The sequence below is a fragment of the Sphingorhabdus sp. genome, from assembly GCF_044338195.1.
In the GTDB taxonomy this organism is placed as follows: domain Bacteria; phylum Pseudomonadota; class Alphaproteobacteria; order Sphingomonadales; family Sphingomonadaceae; genus Sphingorhabdus_B.
In genome coordinates this window covers 53,931-77,709 of record NZ_JBIIMC010000001.1, presented here as the reverse complement: position 1 = coordinate 77,709, position 23,779 = coordinate 53,931, and the positions used below count along the sequence as shown (strand labels likewise).

Annotated in this window: 25 protein-coding genes; 16 read left to right on the top strand and 9 right to left on the bottom strand. The window is 56.8% G+C overall.

Annotated elements, in window-relative coordinates; genetic code table 11:
* Window positions 1–2,115, top strand: a complete 2,115-nt coding sequence (locus ACIQZK_RS00345; protein ID WP_397574393.1) for a protein-disulfide reductase DsbD family protein — start codon at window positions 1–3, stop codon at window positions 2,113–2,115.
* 193 nt (window positions 2,116–2,308) lie between these two features.
* Window positions 2,309–2,827, top strand: a complete 519-nt coding sequence (gene infC, locus ACIQZK_RS00340) for a translation initiation factor IF-3 (protein WP_183942192.1) — start codon at window positions 2,309–2,311, stop codon at window positions 2,825–2,827.
* A gap of 7 nt (window positions 2,828–2,834) precedes the next feature.
* Here infC and ACIQZK_RS00335 read toward each other — a convergent pair whose 3' ends face one another.
* From ACIQZK_RS00335 to coxB, 9 genes are read right to left on the bottom strand one after another with little or no spacing between them, the layout of a single operon-like run.
* The gene (locus ACIQZK_RS00335; RefSeq protein ID WP_397574392.1) at window positions 2,835–3,590 is read right to left on the bottom strand and encodes a sulfite exporter TauE/SafE family protein; all 756 of its coding nucleotides are present in this window, start codon (window positions 3,588–3,590) and stop codon (window positions 2,835–2,837) included.
* Window positions 3,587–4,168 (bottom strand): SURF1 family cytochrome oxidase biogenesis protein, encoded by a 582-nt coding sequence (locus tag ACIQZK_RS00330; protein ID WP_397574391.1) that lies wholly within the window; start codon window positions 4,166–4,168, stop codon window positions 3,587–3,589. The genes ACIQZK_RS00335 and ACIQZK_RS00330 overlap by 4 nt, the downstream gene beginning before the upstream one ends.
* Window positions 4,165–4,551, bottom strand: a complete 387-nt coding sequence (locus ACIQZK_RS00325; RefSeq protein ID WP_395629649.1) for a DUF983 domain-containing protein — start codon at window positions 4,549–4,551, stop codon at window positions 4,165–4,167. The genes ACIQZK_RS00330 and ACIQZK_RS00325 overlap by 4 nt, the downstream gene beginning before the upstream one ends.
* Window positions 4,552–5,439 (bottom strand): cytochrome c oxidase subunit 3, encoded by an 888-nt coding sequence (locus ACIQZK_RS00320; RefSeq protein WP_397574390.1) that lies wholly within the window; start codon window positions 5,437–5,439, stop codon window positions 4,552–4,554.
* A 37-nt stretch (window positions 5,440–5,476) separates the two neighbouring features.
* Entirely contained in the window at window positions 5,477–6,043 is a 567-nt protein-coding gene (locus ACIQZK_RS00315; protein WP_397574389.1) for a cytochrome c oxidase assembly protein, read from the bottom strand.
* On the bottom strand, window positions 6,043–6,198 hold the full coding sequence (locus tag ACIQZK_RS00310; protein WP_395629521.1) for a hypothetical protein: 156 nt from the start codon (window positions 6,196–6,198) through the stop codon (window positions 6,043–6,045). Before ACIQZK_RS00310 ends, ACIQZK_RS00315 begins: the two co-directional genes overlap by 1 nt.
* Entirely contained in the window at window positions 6,195–7,100 is a 906-nt protein-coding gene (locus ACIQZK_RS00305) for a heme o synthase (protein WP_397574388.1), read from the bottom strand. Before ACIQZK_RS00305 ends, ACIQZK_RS00310 begins: the two co-directional genes overlap by 4 nt.
* Before the next feature lie 48 nt (window positions 7,101–7,148).
* Window positions 7,149–8,816 carry a cytochrome c oxidase subunit I gene (gene ctaD, locus ACIQZK_RS00300; RefSeq protein ID WP_397574387.1) on the bottom strand — a complete coding sequence of 556 codons (1,668 nt, stop codon included), beginning with the start codon at window positions 8,814–8,816 and terminating at the stop codon, window positions 7,149–7,151.
* A gap of 13 nt (window positions 8,817–8,829) precedes the next feature.
* Window positions 8,830–9,936 carry a cytochrome c oxidase subunit II gene (gene coxB, locus ACIQZK_RS00295; protein WP_397574386.1) on the bottom strand — a complete coding sequence of 369 codons (1,107 nt, stop codon included), beginning with the start codon at window positions 9,934–9,936 and terminating at the stop codon, window positions 8,830–8,832.
* 228 nt (window positions 9,937–10,164) lie between these two features.
* Here coxB and pyrE point away from each other — a divergent pair, with 228 nt between their 5' ends.
* From pyrE to ACIQZK_RS00225, 14 genes are all read left to right on the top strand, one after another.
* Window positions 10,165–10,746, top strand: coding sequence for an orotate phosphoribosyltransferase (pyrE, locus tag ACIQZK_RS00290; RefSeq protein WP_395636580.1), 582 nt, complete (start codon window positions 10,165–10,167; stop codon window positions 10,744–10,746).
* Window positions 10,743–11,483, top strand: coding sequence for a pyridoxine 5'-phosphate synthase (locus ACIQZK_RS00285; protein ID WP_397574385.1), 741 nt, complete (start codon window positions 10,743–10,745; stop codon window positions 11,481–11,483). Before pyrE ends, ACIQZK_RS00285 begins: the two co-directional genes overlap by 4 nt.
* Window positions 11,480–11,890: a holo-ACP synthase gene (gene acpS, locus ACIQZK_RS00280; RefSeq protein WP_397574384.1), complete on the top strand. Its 411-nt coding sequence runs from the start codon at window positions 11,480–11,482 to the stop codon at window positions 11,888–11,890. The genes ACIQZK_RS00285 and acpS overlap by 4 nt, the downstream gene beginning before the upstream one ends.
* Window positions 11,887–12,831 (top strand): signal peptidase I, encoded by a 945-nt coding sequence (gene lepB, locus ACIQZK_RS00275; RefSeq protein ID WP_397574383.1) that lies wholly within the window; start codon window positions 11,887–11,889, stop codon window positions 12,829–12,831. Before acpS ends, lepB begins: the two co-directional genes overlap by 4 nt.
* 76 nt (window positions 12,832–12,907) lie before the next feature.
* Window positions 12,908–13,960, top strand: a complete 1,053-nt coding sequence (locus tag ACIQZK_RS00270) for an AI-2E family transporter (RefSeq protein WP_397574452.1) — start codon at window positions 12,908–12,910, stop codon at window positions 13,958–13,960.
* Between the two features lie 54 nt (window positions 13,961–14,014).
* Window positions 14,015–14,239 carry a hypothetical protein gene (locus ACIQZK_RS00265; protein WP_397574382.1) on the top strand — a complete coding sequence of 75 codons (225 nt, stop codon included), beginning with the start codon at window positions 14,015–14,017 and terminating at the stop codon, window positions 14,237–14,239.
* A 41-nt stretch (window positions 14,240–14,280) separates the two neighbouring features.
* Window positions 14,281–16,092: an ABCB family ABC transporter ATP-binding protein/permease gene (locus ACIQZK_RS00260; RefSeq protein ID WP_397574381.1), complete on the top strand. Its 1,812-nt coding sequence runs from the start codon at window positions 14,281–14,283 to the stop codon at window positions 16,090–16,092.
* Window positions 16,093–16,172: 80 nt separating this feature from the next.
* Window positions 16,173–17,939: a DNA helicase RecQ gene (gene recQ / locus ACIQZK_RS00255; RefSeq protein ID WP_397574380.1), complete on the top strand. Its 1,767-nt coding sequence runs from the start codon at window positions 16,173–16,175 to the stop codon at window positions 17,937–17,939.
* A gap of 106 nt (window positions 17,940–18,045) precedes the next feature.
* Complete coding sequence (locus ACIQZK_RS00250) at window positions 18,046–18,477, top strand: TIGR01244 family sulfur transferase (RefSeq protein WP_397574379.1); 432 nt, start codon at window positions 18,046–18,048, stop codon at window positions 18,475–18,477.
* Window positions 18,477–18,905: a hypothetical protein gene (locus ACIQZK_RS00245; RefSeq protein WP_397574378.1), complete on the top strand. Its 429-nt coding sequence runs from the start codon at window positions 18,477–18,479 to the stop codon at window positions 18,903–18,905. The genes ACIQZK_RS00250 and ACIQZK_RS00245 overlap by 1 nt, the downstream gene beginning before the upstream one ends.
* Window positions 18,898–19,794 carry a sterol desaturase family protein gene (locus ACIQZK_RS00240; protein WP_397574377.1) on the top strand — a complete coding sequence of 299 codons (897 nt, stop codon included), beginning with the start codon at window positions 18,898–18,900 and terminating at the stop codon, window positions 19,792–19,794. Before ACIQZK_RS00245 ends, ACIQZK_RS00240 begins: the two co-directional genes overlap by 8 nt.
* A 66-nt stretch (window positions 19,795–19,860) precedes the next feature.
* Window positions 19,861–21,447, top strand: coding sequence for a GMC family oxidoreductase (locus ACIQZK_RS00235; protein WP_397574376.1), 1,587 nt, complete (start codon window positions 19,861–19,863; stop codon window positions 21,445–21,447).
* A gap of 41 nt (window positions 21,448–21,488) precedes the next feature.
* The gene (thrC, locus tag ACIQZK_RS00230) at window positions 21,489–22,895 is read left to right on the top strand and encodes a threonine synthase (protein ID WP_397574451.1); all 1,407 of its coding nucleotides are present in this window, start codon (window positions 21,489–21,491) and stop codon (window positions 22,893–22,895) included.
* 3 nt (window positions 22,896–22,898) lie between these two features.
* Window positions 22,899–23,777, top strand: a complete 879-nt coding sequence (locus ACIQZK_RS00225; RefSeq protein ID WP_397574375.1) for a class I SAM-dependent methyltransferase — start codon at window positions 22,899–22,901, stop codon at window positions 23,775–23,777.
* Window positions 23,778–23,779: the final 2 nt, after the last annotated feature.

Sequence of the window (23,779 nt, the reverse complement as noted above, 5' to 3'; positions counted from 1 at the left end):
ATGGCTGTTCTACACAAGCAGAATATCGGCACGTTGGCATTGGCCCAGCGCCTGCTGCGTACACTCTGCGCGTTTCTGCTGGCGTTAACGCTGTTGGTTGGCGGCGCATATGCACAGACGCCCGCCAACGCATCGCCGAAAAATGTGCGCGCATCGATAGACATCGAAACCAATCGCCCCGCACCCGGCGATGTTGTGACGGTCGCCATCGTCATGGACCCCAATTCCGGCTGGCATGATTACTGGATCAACCCCGGTGATGCAGGCACCCCGCTTGAGCTTGCATGGCAATTGCCAAATGGTGTGACTGCCGGAACGGTGCGTGCGCCGGTGCCCGAGACGCTGATCGTCAGCGGGTTTATGAACCATATTTACAAGGCAAAGCATGCCTTTCTGGTGGATATCAAAATACCCAAAGACGCACAGCCGGGCCAAAGTCTGGACATCACAGTGGATGCCCGCTGGTCGGCTTGCTCGGACTTGGTGTGCGTTCCCGAAGGCGCGACATTGTCCGTACCGTTGACGGTCGGGTCGGGCACCATAGCTGACGCGGACCGCGCGCGCTTTGACGCATGGCGCAGCGCCCTGCCCGTGCCGCTTGACCGTTCGGCGCTTTACCAAATTGACGGCAAGCGTATTGAAATCGCCATCCCCTATCCACGCAGCGCCAAAGCGGAACGCGTCTGGTTCTTCGCGCAGACCGAAAAGCTTTTTCGCTACGCAGCACCGCAAAGCGCGCGGCGGGTGGGCGAATGGCTGGTGGTCAGCGGCGAAGTGAAAGCGGGCTTTGACGGCCGAATTGACGGGCTGCTGCGCTTCAATGACGCGCAAGGGCTTGAGGTGCGCGCTGTTGCGGGCGCGGTGCCATCGGGCGGGGATGCGGTTTCTGTTTTGGGCGAAGGTACGCCTGCCGATGGCCAACAACCACCGCTTGGCTTTGGGTGGATATTGGCATTCTCGGTGCTCGGTGGCTTGCTGCTCAATCTCATGCCCTGCGTCTTTCCCATATTGGGGCTGAAGGCGCTGAGTCTTGCCAAAATGGGCGGCGATGAAGGCGAGGCCCGCCGCGATGCGGTGGCCTACACGGTCGGCATCATTGTCAGCTGCCTCATCCTCGGCGGCATCATGCTGGCCTTGCGCGCTGCCGGTGAAGAGGTGGGCTGGGCATTTCAACTGCAAGACCCAGCGGTCGTGTTGATACTCTTGTTGCTGATGGTCGCGGTCACCGCAAATCTGGCCGGGCTATTTGAAATCGGCGGCATTGGCGCGGGCGAAAAGCTGACGCGTCAGGGCGGCCTTTCTGGATCATTCTGGACAGGCGTGCTTGCCGCAGTCGTCGCGACACCGTGCACTGGGCCGTTTATGGCCGCCGCAATGGGCGCCGCGCTTTTGCTGCCCACCGGTTTGGCATTGTTGATTTTTGCAGGCCTTGGATTTGGTCTGGCCCTCCCCTTCCTCGCGATTGCGTTCATCCCTGCCCTACGCACGCGGATGCCGCGGCCCGGGCCATGGATGGTGCGGTTCCGGCAGTGGATGGCGCTGCCCATGGCGCTGACATCGCTGGCATTGCTGTGGCTAACATATCAACTGGCTGGGTTCACCGGTTTGATGATCGGCGGCGCTGCTGCGCTCATCATCCTCGTGGGGCTGTTTGCACTCGGCCGGAAACAGAAAGAGGGGTCGCCCTATAAATGGGTGGTGATGGCCTTGTTCGGAATAGCTATCGGCGCCGCACTGATAATCGGCACAGTGACGATGCAGCCTGCGGGCGCGGCGTCCAAGGCCGGCAGCATAGGCTTTAACGAAGCCCGCCTAAACACGCTGCGTACGGAGGGCAAGCCGGTGTTCCTCTATTTCACCGCCGACTGGTGCGTCACGTGTAAGGTCAATGAACAGGCGGCAATTGACCGGACCGAGACCACCGACGCATTTCGCAAAGCGGGCATGACCGTGATGGTGGGCGACTATACGCGCAGAGACCCCGACATTACCCGCTATCTCGCAAAATATGGGCGCTCCGGCGTGCCATTATATCTGTACTTCCCACCGAATGGAGAGGCGCAGATACTGCCGCAGATATTGACGGTCGATGACCTGACGGCGCTCACGAAATAGATCAGATCAGGATCCTTTGGACGTTTGCTGCGCGGCGATCATGCGCGCTTGGCCGTGTCTCGAGAGCCACTGTCGCCAACAAAAGCGGATAATCCGGCGCTAAGGCCTTTATCTGTCAGCGATTTGGCTGTAATGGCGCAGCACAACATCAAAAGGAGTATCGACTATCGCCACCCCGCCGACCCGGCGCGCAATGACCCCACCTGTTAAAAGTGGTCCGCGCTACAATAATCTCATCACAGCTGAAAAAGTACGAGTCATTGATGATGACGGCGAAAATTTGGGTGTCCTGTACACCCGCGAGGCGATAGCGCAGGCCGCTGAAGTCGGTCTTGACCTGGTGGAAGTGTCCCCGAACGCTGATCCACCAGTCTGCAAGTTTCTGGACATCGGCAAGTTCAAATATGAGGCCCAGAAAAAGGCCAACCTTGCGCGTAAGAGTCAGAAAACGCAGGAAATTAAAGAAATTAAAATGCGTCCGAACATCGATGACCATGATTATATGGTCAAGATGAAGAAGGTTGCGGAGTTCATCGAGGAAGGTGACAAGGTGAAAATCACCTTGCGTTTCCGTGGTCGTGAATTGGCCCACCAACAATTGGGTATGCACCTGTTGCAACGCGTTCAGGCCGATACGACCGAGACCGCAAAGGTTGAAGCGCATCCCCGCATGGAAGGCCGTCAAATGCTTATGGTGCTGTCGCCCAAATAGGGCGTAGTCACCAGATGGCTTGGCGAATCAACTCTACGCCAACGACCACCATCAAAAGCTGAATGATGATATTGAATCGTTCGGGCGACACGCGCTTGACCAAACGCACGCCTGCCATTGTGCTGAGTACAGCCAGTGGCAGGAAGATGGCGGTCAACGTCATGTTTTGCGTGTTGAATTGGCCGAGCGCCGCATAAGCAGGCACCTTCATCCAATTGATGATGGCAAAGAATATCGACGACGTTCCGACAAAGACCAAATGTGGAAAGTTACGCGACAGGGCCCAAATCTGAAACGGTGGGCCGCCCGCATGAGCGATTTGGCTGGTGAAGCCTGAAACCCCGCCCATGACCACGCCAACCCACTCGGGTGCGGGGCCGGCCAGCTTAAGCTGCGCGCCGAACAACGGAAGCAAGCGATAGGCGCCAAATGATAGCGCAATAACGCCGACGAACCCCCGAACGGCGTCTGCATTAATCGAGGTTGCCAAAAACCATCCGAAGAAGATGCCCACGACTGCGCCCGGCAAGGTGAGCAATAAAGTCCGCCGGTCAAAGTTGCGCCGGAATGCCCAGACACTCACAATATCCTGAACCATCAATATGGGGAGCAACATGCCCGCACCGGCGACTGGGTCCATGACCAAGGCCAGTATCGGCATGGCTGCCGCGCCGAGCCCTGCAAATCCACCCTTGGCAAGCCCCACCAATATGACGGCAGCACTTGCGACGATGTAGAAATAGAGTTCGGCGGGTAGATTCAAGGCGTTTTCAAGCGCTTCCGCACCGCGAGGATATAAATGATCGACGCCGCGGCGGCGAAAATGAACCACTGGATGGCATAGAGGAAATGGTTGTTTGGAATTTGCGCTGGCGATGGCAATGCAAGCTGTTGCAGGCCATCTGCGGGATCGGTCGACACCAGCTTAATCAACTGCACCCCATCGGGCGCGATAATGCCACGGACCAATCCGCCGCTCCAGTTGGGTGATTGCGGACGTTCGGACCAACCGATGGCAACTTTTGCGTTCACGCCTTCAGCGCCGCCTGTTTGGCATGACGCGACATGGGCAAAGCCCGCGTCACCCGCACGATTGCTGCCTGACACCGACTCGATTTTGATCACATTGCCGCACATGACCGTAGAGCGCCGAAACAGCGGCAGTGCCTTGGGATCGGGCACGTCGGGCCAAGTGACCGCCGGCAGGCCATCAGCGGCGTTGTAACGGGCGAGCAGCGCTTCCTTTTCGGCCTTGCGCTGAAGCTGCCAGACGCCGAGGCCAATCATGATACCGACCGCGATGATCACAATGGTAGTTGGAATAATCAGCCAGCGTTTCATAGCAGATCGTCCTTCCCGGCTTCATGTGCTTTGTTGCGATACTCCGATGCGAGCAATGCCGCTTTCGCCATCCGCAGCGTGACCACGGTTAACGCGGCGGTCACCGGAACCCAAATGATGACATGCACCCAAAAGGGCGGTCGGACAGCGGAATCGAGCAGCAAAGCGAAGACAATGATCAACGCACCAATAACCATGGTGAGTAATGCCGCAGGGCCATCCCCTACGTTGAACGAAGCGTAATCAAGTTTGCATTGCGAACATGTATCCGCAAACTGGCCAAGCCCCGCAAACAGCGTTTTGCCGCCACATTGGGGGCAGAGACCAAAAAGGGCAGCCCGCAATATGCTGGGCCGCCCTTCTGGTGATTGCTCTGCTGTCATTTACGCGTGAACTGGTGCGCCCCAGCCACCCCAAATGTAGATGGCGATGAACAGGAACAGCCACACAACGTCGACGAAGTGCCAGTACCAAGCCGCAGCTTCAAAACCGAAATGCTGCTTTGGTGTGAAGTGGCCTTTGTAGGTACGCGCAAGGCACACAATCAAGAAGATCGTGCCAACAATAACGTGGAAACCATGGAAGCCTGTCGCCATGTAGAAGGCTGTACCATAGTTCAATCCGCCAAAAGGAAAGGGCGCGACGGCATATTCATATGCCTGAATAGCACTGAACAGAAGGCCGAGCAGGATTGTCAGCCACAGTCCCTTTTTCAGACCTTCACGGTCGCCATGGATCAGCGAATGGTGCGCCCAAGTGACGGTGGTGCCCGAGCACAACAGGATCAAGGTGTTGAGCAGCGGTAATTTCATGGAATCGAGAACCTCGAGGCCCTTTGGCGGCCACTGCATCAACGCTGCGGCGCCTTCTTGACCGATAAGGTTAGTGACCGTAAACGCGTGCGTTTCCGGGTCGATGACGATTTCCAGCGGCACTGGGAACAATGCATAGTCAAACCATGCCCAGAACCAGCCCACGAAGAACATGACTTCCGACGCGATGAACATGATCATGCCGTAGCGCAGGTGAAGCTGAACCACAGGCGTATGATCGCCTGCATGGGCTTCGGTCACAACATCAGCCCACCACGCGTAAAAGGTGTACAATACGCCGATAAGGCCAATGCCAAAGACGAGGCTACCAAAACTGAACTGGTCGGGATGCATCCACATCACGAGGCCGAAGAACATCGTCAGGGCCGCGAACGAACCCAATATGGGTGTGATGCTCGGCGGCAGAATATGATAATCGTGATTTTTGGCACCCGCCATGGTCAATTCCCTGTAGTCTTAACGTGGTAAGTTTGCCTTAGCTTCCGTTCGCCTGTGGGTCCACCGTGTTTGGCTTTTCCACTGGGTAGAATGTGTAGCTAAGTGTAATTTCTTCGATATCTTTGGTTTCTGGATCGGTCATGATCTTTGGATCAACATAATATAGGACCGGCATTCTAACTTGTTCACCGGGCTTAAGTGTTTGTTCGGTGAAGCAAAAGCACTGTATTTTGTTGAAATATTTGCCCGCGAGCGCGGGCGTGACGTTAAACGTTGCCGTCCCCGTCACCGCTTCGCTCGACATATTTTTTGCCAAATATATCGACATATCCTTCGCGCCGATGCTGACCGTATCGGTCGGGCGTTCCGGTTTGAATTCCCACGGCAAGTCGCCGCGATGATTGGCATCAAAGCGGATAACAATGGATTTATTGGTAGCGGATATGGTGGCGGCCTGCGCAGCATCCACCCGCATGGTTGTGCCACCGAACCCCGTCACCTGACAAAACAGGCGATACAGGGGAACGGCCGCAAAGCCGACGCCCACCATAGAAATGGCAAGCGCGCCTGCCAAAAAACCAGTTTTTGCGTTCGATATCGCCATCAGCCCCAGACTCCGACTTTTACGACTGTGATCAGGAAGAACAATATGCACAAGCCAACAAGGGCGATGCCCATGACACGCGAGCGCGCCGCTTGGCGTTTGCGGATAAGCGCGGTTTCTTCGGCGGTATATGGCGATTGGTCAGACTGGGTCATGCGATCACCATACGGTCAATTGCGAACAGAGCGAACAAAAGAAACAGATATAGGATAGAGAAAGCGAAAAGCTGCTTCTCCGGCTTCATCGCCGCGGCATCGGTTGCTTCATTTTGCCAGACCCGGAATGCGAGGATCAGGAATATCCCGCTCAATACTACGGATGCCGCTCCATATAGCCAGCCGCTATCACCCAAGATGAACGGCAATATCGCTGCGCCCGCCATGGGAAAGCTATACCCAAATATCTGGTTACGCGTGACGCGCTGACCCTTCACATTTGGCAGCATCGGGATACCCGCTGCGCCGTAATCGGTCTTCATAAACAGCGCGAGCGCCCAAAAATGCGGCGGGGTCCACAAGAAGATGATAGCAAACAGCAAGACCGGCAGGAAAGTCACATCGCCGGTGACGGCGGCCCAACCAATGACCGGCGGAAATGCGCCCGCAGCACCGCCGATAACGATATTTTGCGGCGTATTGGGCTTAAGCCAGACGGTGTAGACGATGGAATAAAAGAATATTGAGAAAGCCAGCAAACCGGCCGACAGCCAGTTTACAGCAACACCCATGATGCCCACGGAAAAGGCAGCAAGGCCAACGCCGAAGTGCAACGCTGCCTCACGATCCATTCGGCCTGCGGGCAATGGCCGCTGTGCTGTCCGCGCCATTTTGGCGTCGACATCGGCTTCGTACCACTGGTTCAGCGAACCACATGCACCAGCGCCAAGGGCAATGCATAGCACTGCTGTAAAGGCGATGATGGGGTGGATAGTGCCGGGCGCGGCCAGCAAACCACATAAGGCGGTGAATACGACAAGCGACATAACTCTGGGCTTGGTTAAAGCCCAGAAGTCACGCCATTCGGCGGGCATTAATATGTCACGCGCTGCGGTCGTCATGTCCGTATCCAAACGCCTTAAAGCTTTGAAGCGGCGAACCGCCGCCGGTTACTTGATAACCGGCAGCGTTTCGAACTGGTGATATGGTGGAGGGCTTGTCAGCGTCCACTCAAGCGTTGTCGCGCCTTCACCCCAATAATTGTCTTCCGCGCGGCGACCGGCCAACAAAGACCAGATCACGTTGACGAAGAATATCAGGATGCCGACACCCATGATGGCATAGCCCATCGACGCAACGCCGTTCCAGTAAGCGAAGGCTTCTGGATAATCAGGGTAACGACGTGGCATGCCGGAGTTTCCGAGGAAGTGCATTGGGAAGAACAAGACGTTCACGCCAATGAAGAACACCCAGAAGTGCAGATGGCCCAAAAATTCGTTCAGGTGACGACCCGACATCTTGCCAAACCAATAATAGAAGCCGGCAAAGAGCGAGAAGACCGCTCCCAACGACAACACATAATGGAAGTGGGCGACAACATAATATGTGTCGTGCAGATTGTCGTCGAGACCGCCGTTGGCGAGCACAACACCGGTCACGCCACCAACGGTGAACATGAAGATGAAGCCCATTGCCCAAACCATCGGCGTTTTGAAGCTGACCGAACCGCCCCACATGGTGGCGATCCAGCTGAAGATCTTGATGCCGGTTGGCACTGCGATCACCATCGTTGCCGCGGTGAAGTACATCTTCATGTCAACGCTCATGCCCGTGGTGAACATGTGGTGCGCCCAAACGACGAAGCCAACGACACCGATGGCTACCATGGCATAAGCCATGCCAAGATAGCCGAAGACTGGCTTGCGGCTGAATGTCGCAACGATCTGGCTGATGATGCCAAAGCCTGGCAAGATCATGATGTACACTTCGGGATGTCCGAAGAACCAGAACAGATGCTGATACAATACAGGGTCACCGCCAGCAGCCGCATCAAAGAATGCGCCACCAAAGTTACGGTCAACCAGAAGCATCGTGATGGCAGCAGCCAATACAGGCAATGCGAGCAACAGAAGGAATGCGGTCACAAGCACCGACCAGACAAACAGCGGCATTTTATGCAGCGTCATGCCGGGGGCACGCATGTTGAAGATGGTCGTGATGAAGTTGATCGCACCAAGGATCGACGCCGCACCTGCAAGGTGAAGCGAGAAGATCGCCATATCAACCGCAGGTCCAACGGATCCGGAGGTCGAAAGCGGTGCGTACACTGTCCAGCCTGTGCCGGCACCAAGGCCCGTACCACCGGGTACGAAACTTGAACCAAGCAACATGATGAACGCAACAACCGTCAGCCAGAAGCTGACATTGTTCATACGCGGGAACGCCATGTCTGGCGCACCAATCATGAGCGGTACGAACCAGTTGCCGAAACCACCGATAATGGCGGGCATGACCATGAAGAACACCATGATCAGGCCGTGGGCGGTGATCAGAACGTTCCACATATGATAGGCTTCGTCCAAAGACGCTTCCTTGCCGGCCATCATGGATGCCCAGCCTTGAAGATACTGAATACCCGGTGCCGCGAGCTCAAGGCGCATAAGGCCCGAAATCGCGCCGCCGATGATCCCTGCGAAAATCGCAAAGATCAAATAGAGCGTGCCGATATCCTTGTGGTTGGTCGACATAAACCAGCGTGCGAAGAAGCCTGGCTTATGATCCGCGTCATGATGGTCATGCGCGTGGAGGTCTGTACCTGTTGCAGCAATCGTGGTCATCAGTCTGGCCTTTTTACTTGGTTGGCGCTGCGGCTGGGGCAGCGACTGGGTCAGTGGTTGGTGCAGCAGCGGCTGCAGGGGCAGCTACGGCTGGGGCTGCTGGAGCAGGCTTTTCAGCGCCGGGCATCGTGCCGCCCTGCGCTTTAACCCATGCCGCAAATTTTTCGGGCGGCAGCGCTTCTACAACGATCGGCATGAACGCATGCCGTGCACCGCAAAGCTCCGAACATTGTCCGAAATAGACGCCTGGCTTCGTGATCGTCAGCGACTTTTCGTTCAAACGGCCGGGGACGGCATCAAGCTTGAACCAAAGCGATGGGACGGCGAAAGCGTGGATGACGTCTGCAGCCGTTGTCTGAATGCGGAGCGGAACGCCCGCTGGCACGACCATACGATTGTCTACGGCCAGCAACTTGGGACCGTCATTTTCGGTACGGAAGCGCTCACCCTTGGCAGCGTCGCCTTGCTCTTTGAGCATGTTGGACACAACTTCAAAGCCGCCATGATCAGGATATGTGTAACCCCAATACCATTGATAGCCAGTTGCCTTAATAGTCACGGCGTCTGCTGGTGCTGGCTTGAACTGTTTCGCAAGCAAGTCGAGCGATGGGTAAGCAATGCCAAGAAGGATGAGGACTGGAACCAACGTCCAAACAACCTCAATAAAGGTATTGTGCGTCGTTTTTGAAGGGACAGGGTTTGCGCGGCGATTGAAGCGCACGATCACCCAAAGCAGCAAGCCAAGAACGAAGAGCGAAATAATCGTGATGATTGGCAACAAAATGGCGTTGTTAATCCATTTCGCATATTGGCCGTTCTCGGTGAACTGTTCCTGAAAATCGACTTCCTTCGGCTTCGGCATACCAACATTGTTGGCATAGTCAGGACGCAGCGGCGTGTAGCCAGGAAGCGAACCATCCATCGATTTCGGCGTAGCGGCAGCGGCTGGCGCTGCTTCTGCTGCGGCGGCAACAGGTGCTGCTGCGGCTGGTGTTGCTACAACCGGTGCAGCCACTTCTTTCGTGACTGGCGCAGGCGCGGGATTCGCAGGTTGCGCCAATGCCAATGACGGCATTGCCATGGCAGCCATTACAACCAGAAATTTCTTCAACATAATCATCAATTTAGCCCCGTATTCTTGGTGCGACGCAGAAAAATTGCGTAGGCCTGACCCCCCGCTGGAGGGCCGGACTCGCGCGACCTATAGGCGCGCTTATCTCAACCCTCAAGCGGTCGATTAATGATTTTTAGCATTTAATTGCTCCACTCTTCTACCTATTTGCGTTGCAATCCGCTAAACGGAACATGCAAAACACAACATTCGCCAGCCAGGAAAAATCTCCCCATCATGACCGAAGATGAAATATTATCTGAATTCCGTAGCGTCGACGCACTGCTCGAAGGACATTTCCTGCTGTCGTCCGGCCGCCACAGCGCTTATTATCTTCAGTGCGCACGCTTGCTGATGAACCCCGAACGTGCGGGGCGCATTGCCTTAGCGCTGACACAAAAAATGCCGCGCGAGCTGCGAAACGAGATCGAGGCGGTCATTTCACCGGCCATGGGTGGCCTGATCATCGGCCATGAAATGGGTCGGGCGCTTGGCGTGGATGCGATGTTCGTGGAACGCCCCGACGGCGTCTTTGGTCTGCGCCGCGGCTTTTCGATCGCGCCGGGCACCAAAATCTTGATGATGGAAGATGTCGTAACGACCGGCCTTTCATCGCGTGAAGCGATAGCAGCGATCGAAGCCGCAGGCGGTCATGTCATCGCCGCTGGCGCAGTGGTGGACCGTTCAGCAGGCACCGTCGACCTCGGTGTACCGTTCTTCCCGCTCATTCAGTTGAACTTTCCAACCTATGCGCCTGATGAATTGCCGCCCGAATTGGCTGCGACTGAGGCGGTAAAGCCCGGTAGCCGTAAGCTATGAAGATAGAGCATTCGTCTCGTCTGCGTCTTGGCGTAAATATCGACCATGTTGCGACGATCCGAAATGCGCGTGGCGGAATGCATCCCGATCCGATGCGTGCCGCACATATGGTCGAGGCAGCGGGCGGCGATGGCATCACCGTCCATTTGCGCGAAGACCGCCGGCATATTCGCGACGCTGACCTCGACGCGATTATGCGGGAAATCCGCTTGCCCATTAACTTGGAAATGGCGGCAACCGACGAAATGCTGGAAATCGCGCTTCGGCATAAGCCGCATGCCACCTGCATCGTCCCCGAACGGCGCGAGGAACGCACGACCGAGGGTGGGCTGGATGCCGCGGGGCAACACAATCATCTCGCGCCCATCGTCACGCGGCTGGCGGACGCAGGCATCCGCGTGAGCTTGTTCATTGAACCCGACGCCCGCCAAATTGAAGCGGCCATCCGCCTGAAAGCGCCCGTGGTTGAATTTCACACCGGCAAATATGCGCATGCCGACGGCGAAGAACGCGAAATAGAACTTCGCCGTATTGCGGACGCGGCCGCGCTTGCGGCTAAAAATGGCATCGAACCGCATGCTGGCCACGGCCTGACATTTGAAAATGTCCAACCCATCGCCGCCATTCCCCAGTTCGCCGAACTCAACATCGGGCACTATCTGATTGGTGAGGCAATCTTCATTGGTCTAGAGGAAAGCGTCCGGAAGATGCGGACGTTAATGGACCTCGCGCGGTGATAATCGGGCTTGGTTCCGACCTATGTAATATTGAGCGCATCGCACATTCGCTTGAGCGCTTTGGCGAACGATTTGAAAAGCGCGTCTTTACCGACATCGAACGCGCCAAAGCTGGCAAGCGACCATTCACACGGGCGGGCACATATGCCAAACGCTTCGCAGCGAAAGAGGCTTTTTCCAAAGCTGTTGGAACCGGATTCAAGCATGGTGTGTTCATGAAAGACATCGGTGTCGTCAACGCACCGTCAGGCGCGCCAACGCTGGCGCTGACGGGCGGGGCAAAAGCGCGGCTCGACGCAATGATTCCTTCGGGCTATGAAGCCCATATTCATCTGACACTGACTGATGACCATCCTTGGGCACAGGCATTTGTCATTATAGAAGCGTTACCATCGCAAAAGGCATGACCAGTTTGACCACCGACAATATCGACCCCAATGTCCCTTCCACTCCAGCCCCTGAAAAACGCGGCTTGGCCGCTGCTGCTTGGGCGGAAATCAAAGGGATGTTCTGGCTGCTGATGGCCGTTCTTGCGTTTCACAGTTTCATTGCAAAGCCGTTTTATATCCCGTCGATATCAATGATGCCGACATTGCTAGTGGGCGACCGGTTGTTCGTGAGCAAATATCCATATGGCTGGAGCCATGTGTCGCCAACTATTCCCAATCCGGTCGCGATATTTCGCTGGCTGGTGCTGCGCGAAGAAGTAGAGGCGCTGGCCGTCCCGCTTCCGGAAAGCGAGAAGCGGGTCTGGGGGAAAATGCCAGCCCGTGGCGATATTGTTATTTTGACGCCAAAGGGCAAATATCAGGACTGGATCAAACGCGTTATCGGCCTGCCCGGTGACACGATCTCGCTGCGCGAAGGTCAGATTTTCCTGAACGGCAAGCCCGTTAAGCAAGACACCCAGCCCAACCTGATATTGCCCGTCGATGCCAATAATCCATGCAATGATTATGATTTCCCAGGCGCGCTGACGCGGGGCGATAATGGCGTCATGACATGTCATTTGCCCGTCATTCGCGAAACGCTGCCCAATGGCGTGCAATATGACACCATCGATGCCCGCCGACGCGAGACTGATGATATGGAGCCGGTCAAAATACCCGCAGGCCATGTGTTCTTAATGGGCGACAACCGGGACAATAGCTCCGACAGCCGCGTGCCAGAGGCGCTGGGTGGCCTTGGCGGCCCTGTATCGTGGGATCGAATCGGTGGCCGCGCGGAAATCATTACCTTCTCTGTCGATGGCAGCACTGGCCTAAACCCGGCAACGTGGATTTCATCGCTGCGCGGTGACCGCGCGGGCACCAGCCTGCGTCCAAAAAAGGTCCATTCAAGTGAGTGATATCGCGAAAGAAAACCCTGCCGCAAAACCCGCCAAGGCGCGGCGCACCCGCCGAAAGCGGGCGGTTCAGGAAGACATATTTCGCGAAGAGGTGGGCCCAACCGAACTTTACGACCCCATAATCCGCACCGAGATCAAGCGGGCGGCGGTCTGGATTGGCATGACCGCATTTGTTGTCGGGCTTGTCTGGTTGGCGCAGCCACTGTTGCTTATAATGGGCGGCCTTGTCCTTGCGGCGATGTTTGATGGCGGCGCACGTTTGCTTGGCCGGGTGTTGCCCATCCCGCGGGGCATCCGCCTAACCATCGTTGTCCTTGCCGTATTCGGTTTCATGTATTGGACATTTGTCTTCACAGGATCCGAACTGGCCGCCCAGGCCGCCAGCCTTCAGGCTATTGTCGAAACGCAGATTGAATCCATTGGCAACCGTATCGCTGCGGCCGGTTTCAACATATCGGCAGAAGATGTCAAAAGCTTCGGCACGCAGATTTTAAACTCCGTCGGCCGCGTAACCGAAGCCGTCTCTTCGGTGGTTGGCACTGTGACCAACATGGCGATGATGCTGGTCCTCGCCATATTCATCGCCGCCGAACCGCGTATGTATGAACGCGGCGTTGCATGGATGCTGCCGCTGGCGGAGCGCGAGCATTTCTATGTCACCGCCGCCAAAATGGGCAGCGTATTGCGCCGCCTCATGGCCGGCCGGTTGCTCGGTATGGCGGTGGAAGGTTTTGGCACATGGATATTGCTCAGCCTTGGCGGCGTACCCATGGCGGCGCTTTTGGGTGTGCTCACGGGTTTGTTGGCGTTTTTGCCCAATATCGGCGCTATCGTATCGGGCGCGCTCATCATCCTTGTCGGATTTTCGGCAGGTGTTGATGTCGGTCTTTATGCCATCTTCGTATATTTCGTCGTTCAGATGGTCGACGGCTATCTGATCGTCCCAATGGTCGCAAAACGCGCGGTCGATCTGGCGCCCGCGCTTGTGCTTGGCGCGCAGATCCTTTTCGGCGCTTTGTTCGGCATATTGGGGCTTGCGCTGGCGGACCCCATCATCGCGATGATTAAGGTCGCGCTTGAGCGGCAATCGGAACGCAATGAAGCGCGCGCCATCCGCGAAGGGCCATGAAGCAAATTTATGCTGCTGATTTTCTGTTTCTTTATGGGCATTGCCAATTTTGCCATGCACAAAGCAGTTTCAGAATCCGGGCATCCCTTCGTTGAAGAAACCAAGCGTTATTTCAGCCCGCGTTTCAGTCCTTATGGCAGCTACGCCATCGAACTGGCGTTGCTGATGGGCGCGCTGTGGTTCGCAAATGGCGGGTCGTGGGCGGTTGCGCTGACCTATGGGGTATATACGGGCATTAACGCGGTCGCGACATGGATGCTGCTTTCAGGTCGCACATGATGGACGTTTGCGCTTTCGCTTAATCTAATTATACGGCCCCTGTGCCACCTTTAGCCCCCACATCAGATGCCAAGCCCGATTTCGCCGTGATGCGGCGGTTCTTGCCATATTTATGGCCAAAGGGTGAGACGGGGCTGCGCGCGCGCATTGTATTTGCGCTGCTGCTGGTGGTGGTGTCCAAGCTCATTCAATTGAGCATGGCATGGGTCTATGGCCAGGCCATCGACCGCATGGTTCCCGGCATGGAAGACAGTGTCGCTATCGCGATTGCGCTCGTGGCCGCTTATGCCGGCGCGCGTTTTGGCGGCGTCTTGTTCGACAATCTGCGCAACGTGGTTTTTGAACGCGTCGGGCAAGAAGCCACCCGCCGTTTGGCCGAAAATGTGTTCAGCCATTTGCACAATCTATCGATGCGTTTTCATATGAACCGCCGGACGGGTGCGGTGACCAAGGTTATCGAACGCGGGACGAAGAGCATCGATATCATGCTCTATTTCCTGCTGTTCAATATCGCGCCGACCTTGCTGGAGCTTGTTCTGGTCTCGGCATATTTCAAGATTGAATTTGGTTGGGGCATGGTTGCGGCGACGCTGATCATGGTGGTCAGCTATATCGCCTACACCACCGTCATCACCAACTGGCGCAACAAATTGCGCGAGGAAATGAACGAGCTGGATACGCAGACCGTCGCAAAGTCGGTCGACAGTCTGCTCAATTATGAAACGGTGAAATATTTCAACGCCGAAAAGCGGGAAACGCGCCGCTATGCTGAGGTCGTTCATCATTATGCGAACGCCGCCGTCAAATCGGAAAACTCGCTCGCCGCGCTGAATATCGGGCAGTCGCTGATCACCAATCTGATGATGGCGGGTGCCATGGGCTATGTCGTTTGGGGCTGGTCGCGGGGGCAATTTACGACCGGTGATGTTGTCACCGTCAACACCTTGTTGGCGCAGCTATTCCGGCCGCTGGATATGCTCGGGATGGTGTATCGCACCATTCGCCAAGGCCTCACGGATATGGCCGCAATGTTCGACCTGATCGACACACCAGCCGAAATTACCGATAAGCCCGGTGCGCCTGCCTTGGCCGTGTCGGGTGGCGCGGTGGCGTTTGAAGATGTGCGCTTTGGCTATGACCCCGACCGGCAAATCCTCAACGGCGTCAGCTTCACAATTGAACCGGGCCATACCCTCGCGGTGGTGGGGCCATCGGGCGCGGGCAAATCGACCATTGCGCGGCTACTATACCGATTTTACGACATCACCGGCGGCCGCATTACCATCGATGGGCAGGATCTGCGCGATGTGACGCAATCAAGCCTGCGCAGCGTCATCGGTATTGTGCCGCAGGACACCGTGCTGTTCAACGACAGCATCGGCTATAATATCGGTTATGGCCGTGAGGGATCAAGCCAGATCGAAATCGAAGAGGCCGCACGCGGCGCATCGATTCACGGCTTTATCGAGTCACTGCCAGAGCAATATGCCGCCAAGGTCGGCGAACGCGGGCTGAAACTGTCCGGCGGCGAAAAGCAGCGTGTGGCTATCGCACGGACGTTGCTGAAAAATCCGCCGATCCTGATCCTTGATGAAGCCACCAGCGCGCTGGATAGCCGCACCGAGTCCGAAATTCAGGCGACGCTTGAACGCATTTCGGAACGGCGCACGACAATCATCATCGCCCACCGGCTGTCGACCATCGTCGATGCCGATCAGATCATGGTTTTGGATGCCGGACGCGTTGCCGAACAAGGGACGCATAATGAACTGCTGCGCAAGGGCGGCCTGTATGCCGAAATGTGGGCAAGGCAGCAAAGCGAGGCTGAAGAAGAAGCCGTCCCTTCGGTATAAAGCGCGCGCTATCCACAAGCGACTTGGTTTGAAGACAACTGCACTCTGTCACTGGCACTTCAGTCACGCTAGGGCGTGGCATGGCCCCCGTCGCTCCATCCCCCACACCATCTGATGTGTTGCACCGCATTTTCGGCTTCCCCGAATTTCGCGGACAGCAGGAACAGGTCGTATCGCGGGTGCTTGCGGGGCAACGCACCTTGGCCATCATGCCGACGGGTGCAGGCAAGTCATTATGTTACCAATTGCCCGCGGTCATCATGGACGGCACGTGCATTGTCATTTCGCCGCTCATCGCGCTGATGCATGACCAAATGCGCGCGGCCGACGCCGTTGGCATTCGCGCGGCGACATTGACATCGGCGGACGACAACCGTGCAGAAACGATCAGCCGGTTTCGCGCTGGTGACCTAGACCTGCTTTATGTCGCGCCGGAACGGGCATCAGGACAAGAGTTTCGCACCCTGTTGCGTGAGACCAAAATCGCGCTGTTTGCCATTGATGAAGCGCATTGCGTTTCGGAATGGGGGCATGATTTCCGTCCGGACTATCGCCTGCTGCGTCCCTTGCTCGACGACTTTGCCGACGTCCCGCGTCTCGCGCTGACCGCAACGGCCGACACCCACACGCGCGACGATATTGCCGAGCAACTGGGCATTCCGCACGATGGCGTCATGGTGGCAGGTTTTGACCGGCCGAACATCCGCTATGCCGCCACTGCTGCCCCGAACAGCGGCATCGCTGCACTGGTAAAAGGCTTGCAGGGCGCGGGCATCGTTTATGCCCAGACCCGTGACCGCACCGAAAAAATTGCGGCCCAAATCGCAGAAACCGGCCGCAAGGCGCTGTACTATCACGCCGGTATGGAGCCGCAGACACGCGCGCGCGCGCAGGCAGAGTTTGTGTCTTCCGAAGACATGGTGATGGTGGCGACGGTGGCGTTTGGCATGGGTATCGACAAGCCCGATGTGCGCTTTGTCGTGCATGCTGGCCTGCCAAAATCTATCGAATCCTATTATCAGGAAAGCGGCCGCGCCGGACGCGATGGTGACCCGGCGGTGGCGCATATGCTGTGGTCCGCCGGAGACTTCACCCGCGCCCGCATGCGCCTGAGCGAGCTCCCCCCCGAACGGCGCGAGGCGGAGTTGGCGCGCGTTGCCGCGTTGTCATATCTGGTCGAAACGGCGGGGTGCAGGCGCGCAGTGCTGCTGCGTCACTTTGGGGAAAGCCCTCCTGAATCATGCGGCAATTGCGACAATTGCCTGAATGCCCCCGACGTTCATGACGCCACCGAACTGTCACGCAAGCTCTTGTCCGCGGCCTATCGCACCGGGCAGATGTTCGGCATGGGCCATTTGGAAAAGGTCCTGACGGGCAGCAAAGATGACCGCATCACCCAATTGGGGCATGACCAGCTTTCGGTGTTCGGGATTGTCAGCAAAGCAGAGGCAGCCATGCTGAAGCCCTTGTCTCGCGCCTTGCAAGCACGCGGGGCAATGGTGGCCAACGAACATGGCGGTTTGAAATTGGCTGGCGATGCCCGCGCGATTATGCGCGGCGATCAAAATATCCAGATTGCGATCGTAAAACCCGACACCAAACGTCGCGCCGGTCGACCGGACAATCCCATTGGCAACCCGTTGTTTGAGGCACTACGTGCGAAACGCCGCGCGCTGGCCGAAGCTGTGGGCGTGCCGCCTTATGTTATTTTTCACGACGCAACTTTGCGCGAGATGGCATTGACCAAGCCAACCAACATCCACGCCTTAGGCCGAATTAGCGGTGTCGGCGCACGCAAGCTGGAGGCCTATGGCGAAGATTTCCTATCGGTCATCGCGCAGTTTTAGCGGGGCGTTTCGGGCCAATGCGCGGTCCATTCTTGTTATCGATTGCAGATTAAAATAAGGCGAAGGGCAGATGACCGCTTCGTGCGGCAAATAACAGGATTTGCTGATGTTTCGTAAATTGACAGACACGTTTTTCGCCGCGCCGCAAATCAGCCTTTCCGACGTGGCAGACGCGAAAGCCGCGGGCATTTCGTTGATCATCAACAACCGTCCAGAAGATGAATCCGCCGACCAGACGTCAGGCGCTGAAATCGCCGCCGCGGCGCAAGCTGCCGGTATCGCTTATGTCGCCATTCCCGTGACGCACGCGGGCTTTGCCGAATGGCAGGTGACGGCCATGGCCGATGCCATTGAAAACGCAAACGGCAAAATATTGGCCTATTGCCGGTCGGGAACCCGATCGACATTGTTATGGGCATTGGCCCGCGCGGCGAAGGGCGATCATCCCGCCGTCCTTTCGGAACAGGCCGCTGACGCAGGCTATGACCTATCGCCCGTTGCGGCGATGATGGACATGCTGCGCGGACGGGCTTCTTAATGGCAGAATTGCTGCAACTTGCCGGGTCGATTGTATCGATTTTGTTTATCGCATGGCTCGCGCGGTTTTGGCGCTTGGGCGGCGATGTCCGCATCCACAGCGAAGCGCAGGCGCGTGACATTGCCGAAGAGACGCTCTGTGGGTTCCAGCCCGTCGACATCGCAATCGACAAAGCGGGCATCGCGGCATTGTTGCGCGACGATCAGGGACGGCACATGCTCATCCGTCGCCACGGTGTGCAATGGGCAGGACGTTTACTCGACCGGCACAGCGAATCCCGTTTGGACCAGAATTTTCTCACCATCGGAACAGGCGAGAAGACATTTGGAACCATCACGCTCAATTTGGGTGACCAAGCGCCTTCATGGGCATCTGGCCTTCGCCATTTGAACAACGGTCAGCATAATATGGGAAATAGGCATGCCTGAACTTTTCAGCCCAGTGGATTATGCCATTCCGGCGTTCATCATCCTCATCCTTGCAGAAATGCTGTGGGCACGCAGCCGTGCGCCAGAGAAATATGAACCGCGCGACACCTTGACGTCACTCGCGCTCGGCACCGGCAGCACCGTTGCAGGCGCGCTGACCGGCGCGTTGGTTTTCAGTCTGGCGATGTGGATGTACGAGAACCGGTTGTTCGACATTGGTTGGGTATGGTGGGCATGGCCCTTATGCTTTGTTTTGGACGATCTGGCTTATTATTGGGCGCATCGCACCGGACACCGCGTCCGCTGGTTTTGGGCGAGCCATGTAAACCACCACTCAAGCCAGCATTATAATCTCTCCACTGCGCTGCGTCAGACATGGACCGGCTTCATTGCGCTTGGCTTTATCTTCCGCATTCCTTTGGCGCTCATCGGTTTTCACCCGGCAATGCTGCTCTTCGTGGGTGCATTTAACCTTATCTATCAATTCTGGATCCATACCGAAGCCATCGGCAAATTCCCGCGCTGGTTCGAATATGTGATGAACACGCCAAGCCATCACCGCGTCCACCATGCGACCAATCCCCGCTATCTTGACCGCAATTATGCCGGCGTTTTCATCATCTGGGATCGCATGTTCGGGACCTTTACCGAAGAAGTAGATAGCGAAAAAATCCGCTACGGGATTGTCCGGCAACTCGGAACCTTCAACCTGTTGTGGAGCGTGTTTCACGAATGGGTGGGGATGTTCAAAGACCTCTGGTCGGCACCATGGCGTCACAAATTGTCGTACCTTGTGCGCGAACCGGGGTGGAGCCACGATGGCAGCCGGGAAACATCGACCACGATCCGTGCGCGATGGCTTGAAGCGCAAGAGGCAAAGGCGGACTAACGCTATTTACACCCTTGCCAGTATTTAATCGTCCGCTTAAACCTTCGCGTTAGAGGAGCAGGCAATATGGACGAATTTGATATCATCGTGATTGGTGGCGGGTCAGCGGGGAGCGCTGCAGCTGGGCGTCTTTCCGAAGGTGGCAAATATAAGGTCTGCCTGATCGAAGCTGGCGGCACCAACAACAATATGTTGATCAAAACGCCGGGTTTCATGCCATTCATCCGCAATGGGTCGAACTATAAATATGAAACCGTCCCGCAAAAGGGCCTGAATGGCCGCACCGGATATCAACCGCGCGGCAAAGGCCTTGGCGGGTCGAGCGCGATTAACGCGATGGTCTACATCCGTGGCCACAAATATGATTATGACAATTGGGCCGCACTGGGTTGCGATGGCTGGTCCTATGACGACGTGTTGCCCTATTTCAAACGCTGCGAAGACAATGAACGCGGTTCTGATGCCTTTCACGGATCAGGTGGACCGCTGTCCGTGTCTGACCAACGCTGGCCGCAGGCCGGCAGCCTTGCCTTCATTGAAGCGGCTGCCGAGTTGCAGTTGCCGGTCAATAATGACTTCAACGGCGCGACGCAGGACGGCTTTGGCCTGTATCAAGTCACGCAAAAGGGCGGCGAACGCTGGACCGCAGCGCGCGCCTATGTCGAACCGGCACGCGACCGGATGGAAGTCATTACCGGTGCACTGACCGAGAAGATCATCGTCGAAAACGGACGCGCCACAGGCGTTGTCATTCGCCAAGGTCGAAACAAAAAGCGCACGATCAAGGCACGCGGCGCTGTCATTTTGTCCGCAGGTGCATTTGGATCACCGCAAATATTGATGCTGTCGGGCATTGGCCCGGCCGACCATCTGCGCAGCGTCGGTGTGGATGTCGTTCATGATAAACAAGCTGTCGGTGCAGACCTGCAAGACCATATCGATTATGTCTCCAGCTTTGAAACACAGTCAAAGGACGACTTTTTCGGGGATTCGCTGACCGGTACCGTAAAGATGGTCAAAGCGATTATTGAACATCGCCGCAAGCGCACAGGCGTTATGACCACCTGCTTTGCGGAAGCGGGCGGATTTTGGCGTTCGGACGCAAGCTTGCCAGCACCTGACATTCAATATCATTTCGTCCCAGCTATGTTGGAAGACCATGGCCGTTCCAAAGTGAAAGGCCATGGGTTCAGCTGCCATGCCTGTGTCTTGCGGCCGGAAAGCCGTGGCACGGTGCGCCTTGCATCAACAGATGCAAGCACGGCCCCGCTGATTGACCCGGCATTTCTGAGCGACGATCGCGACATGGCTACATTGCGCAGCGGCGTGCGCGCCATGCACCGGATTTTCGAAGCACCTGCGCTTGCCGTGTATGGCGGAAAGAATCGCCATCCTGTCGATCTGAATGACGATGCCGCCTTGGACGACCTGATCCGCAGTCGCGCAGATACCGTATACCATCCCGTCGGCACGTGCCGCATGGGGCCCAATGCGGACGATGTTGTCGACCCACGCTTGAAATATCGTGGCATCGAAGGGCTGTATGTCGCGGATGCCAGCATCATGCCGCGCCTCGTTTCTGGTAACACAAATGCGCCAAGCATCATGATTGGTGAAAGATGTGCCGAATTTGTCCGGGCTGATTTGCAATAATCTTGCCTAAATGCAGCGTCGCGGGTAACCGCGTGCGCGCTATGACGATTAACGGAACAGATTATATCAGCACCCGCGGCAACGCGGACGCGCTCGATTTTGCAGGCGTCACCCTAACGGGTCTGGCCCGAGATGGCGGACTATATGTCCCGCGCCATTGGCCGCAATTTTCGACAGAAGATATAAAAGCGATGCGCGGCCTGTCTTATGTCGAGTTGGCCGCGCGCGTTATGGCGCCGTTTACAGCGGGCGTATTGACCGAGGCTGAACTCAAGGGTCTGTGTTCGACGGCTTATGGGTCCTTTGCCCATTCGGCCATTACGCCATTGGTGCAGCTTGATGGGCAGCACTGGTTGCTTGAGCTGTTTCACGGGCCAACCTTGGCATTTAAGGACGTTGCACTTCAATTGCTTGGGCAGTTGTTTGAACGCTTCCTGTCGGGCACGGATAAAAAGCTGACGATTGTTGGCGCGACGTCCGGAGACACGGGATCAGCGGCCATCGACGCCGTGGCCGGACGCGCACAAATCGAAATTTTCATGCTGCACCCGCATAACCGCGTCTCTGACGTGCAGCGGCGGCAGATGACAACGATCCTTGCGCCCAATGTCCACAACATCGCGATTGAAGGCAGCTTCGACGACGCGCAGGCTATGGTAAAGCGGATGTTCAGTGACAAGGATGTCAATGGCCCACTGACTTTATCGGCCGTAAACTCCATCAACTGGGCCCGCCTGATGGCGCAGGTGGTATATTATTTCTACGCCGCGCTTCGATTGGGCGGACCGGAGCGCAAAATTGCGTTTTCCGTCCCGACCGGAAACTTTGGCGATGTGTTTGCTGGCTATGTTGCCGCGCAAATGGGCTTGCCGATTGAACGGCTGATTGTCGCCACCAACATCAACGACATTTTGCACCGCGCCCTGTCAAAGGGTGACTATTCGGTGTTGGGCGTAACCCCGACCGCAGCACCATCGATGGATATTCAGGTGTCGAGCAATTTTGAACGGCTGCTGTTTGACCTTGAAGGTCGCGATGGATCGACCACCGCAGCGCGGATGAAATGGTTCGAACAAATGGGCAAAATGGTTCTGTCGCCCGAGATGCGGAAAAAATCTGCATTATTGTCGAGCGCGCGCGCCGATGCCGACCAGATGTCCGCCGCCATGCGCTGGGCCTATGGCGCGGCGGACCAGATTATCGATCCCCACACCGCAATCGCACTGCACGCGGCGCGGGCGTCGGGCATCAAGCCGGAAACGCCGATCGTCACATTGGCAACCGCCCACCCCGCCAAGTTCCCGGACGCAGTGGAAAATGCAACCGGCGTTCGCCCTGCTTTGCCTGCGCGTGTCTCGCATCTGTTTGACCGTGAAGAGCGCTTCGATGTCTTGCCCGGCACATATGACGCCGTCCGGGACTATGTGCTTGCGCGCGCCGTTCGCTAAAATATGGAACAGAATTTCGTCACCCTGATCAGCGAGCCGCGCAGCGATTACACGCTGATCGATTCAGGCAACGGGCGCAAATATGAATCTTACGGTGACCGCCGCTTCATCCGGCCAGAACCGCAAGCGATGTGGGCGCCTGCGCTCGACGAATGGCCCGCAGATGCCGAATTCATCCCCGGATCCGACGATGATGGCGGCGGACGTTGGTATAATAACAAACCCGTTCCCATGGATGGCTGGCCGCTCGCATGGAATGATGAGGTGCACTTTACCGCATCCTGCACACCATTCCGTCACCTCGGTTTTTTCCCGGATATGGACCCTGTCTGGCGGTGGATGCGCGGGCAGTTGGCAGGGGTCACCGATCCTGTTGCGATGAACCTGTTTGGCTATACCGGTGTTGGCACCCTCGCCTTATCGGCAGCGGGCGCGCAGATGGTGCATGTCGATGCGTCCAAGAAATCGGTTGCGCAGGCACGGGCCAATGCTGAAATGTCGGGCATGTCCGACCGTCCCATTCGCTGGATCGTCGACGACGCCGCCAAATTCGTGGCACGCGAAGTGCGACGCGAAAAACGTTATGACGGCATATTGCTGGACCCACCCAAATATGGCCGCGGTCCCGAGGGCGAAGTCTGGCGGCTTGAGGAAGATCTGCCCGAACTGATCGCCAATTGCCGCAAGTTGCTTGATGCGGAATCGAAATTTCTATTTCTGACCGTCTACGCGGTGCGCATGTCGGCGCTGGCGCTGGGCGGGTTGTTGGAATCCCATTTTGCCGACCTTGGTGGCAAAGTTGAATTTGGTGAACTCGCGGTGCGCGAACAGGGCCGGGGCATGCTTTTGCCCACAGCTATTTTCGCCCGCTGGTCACGTTAAGG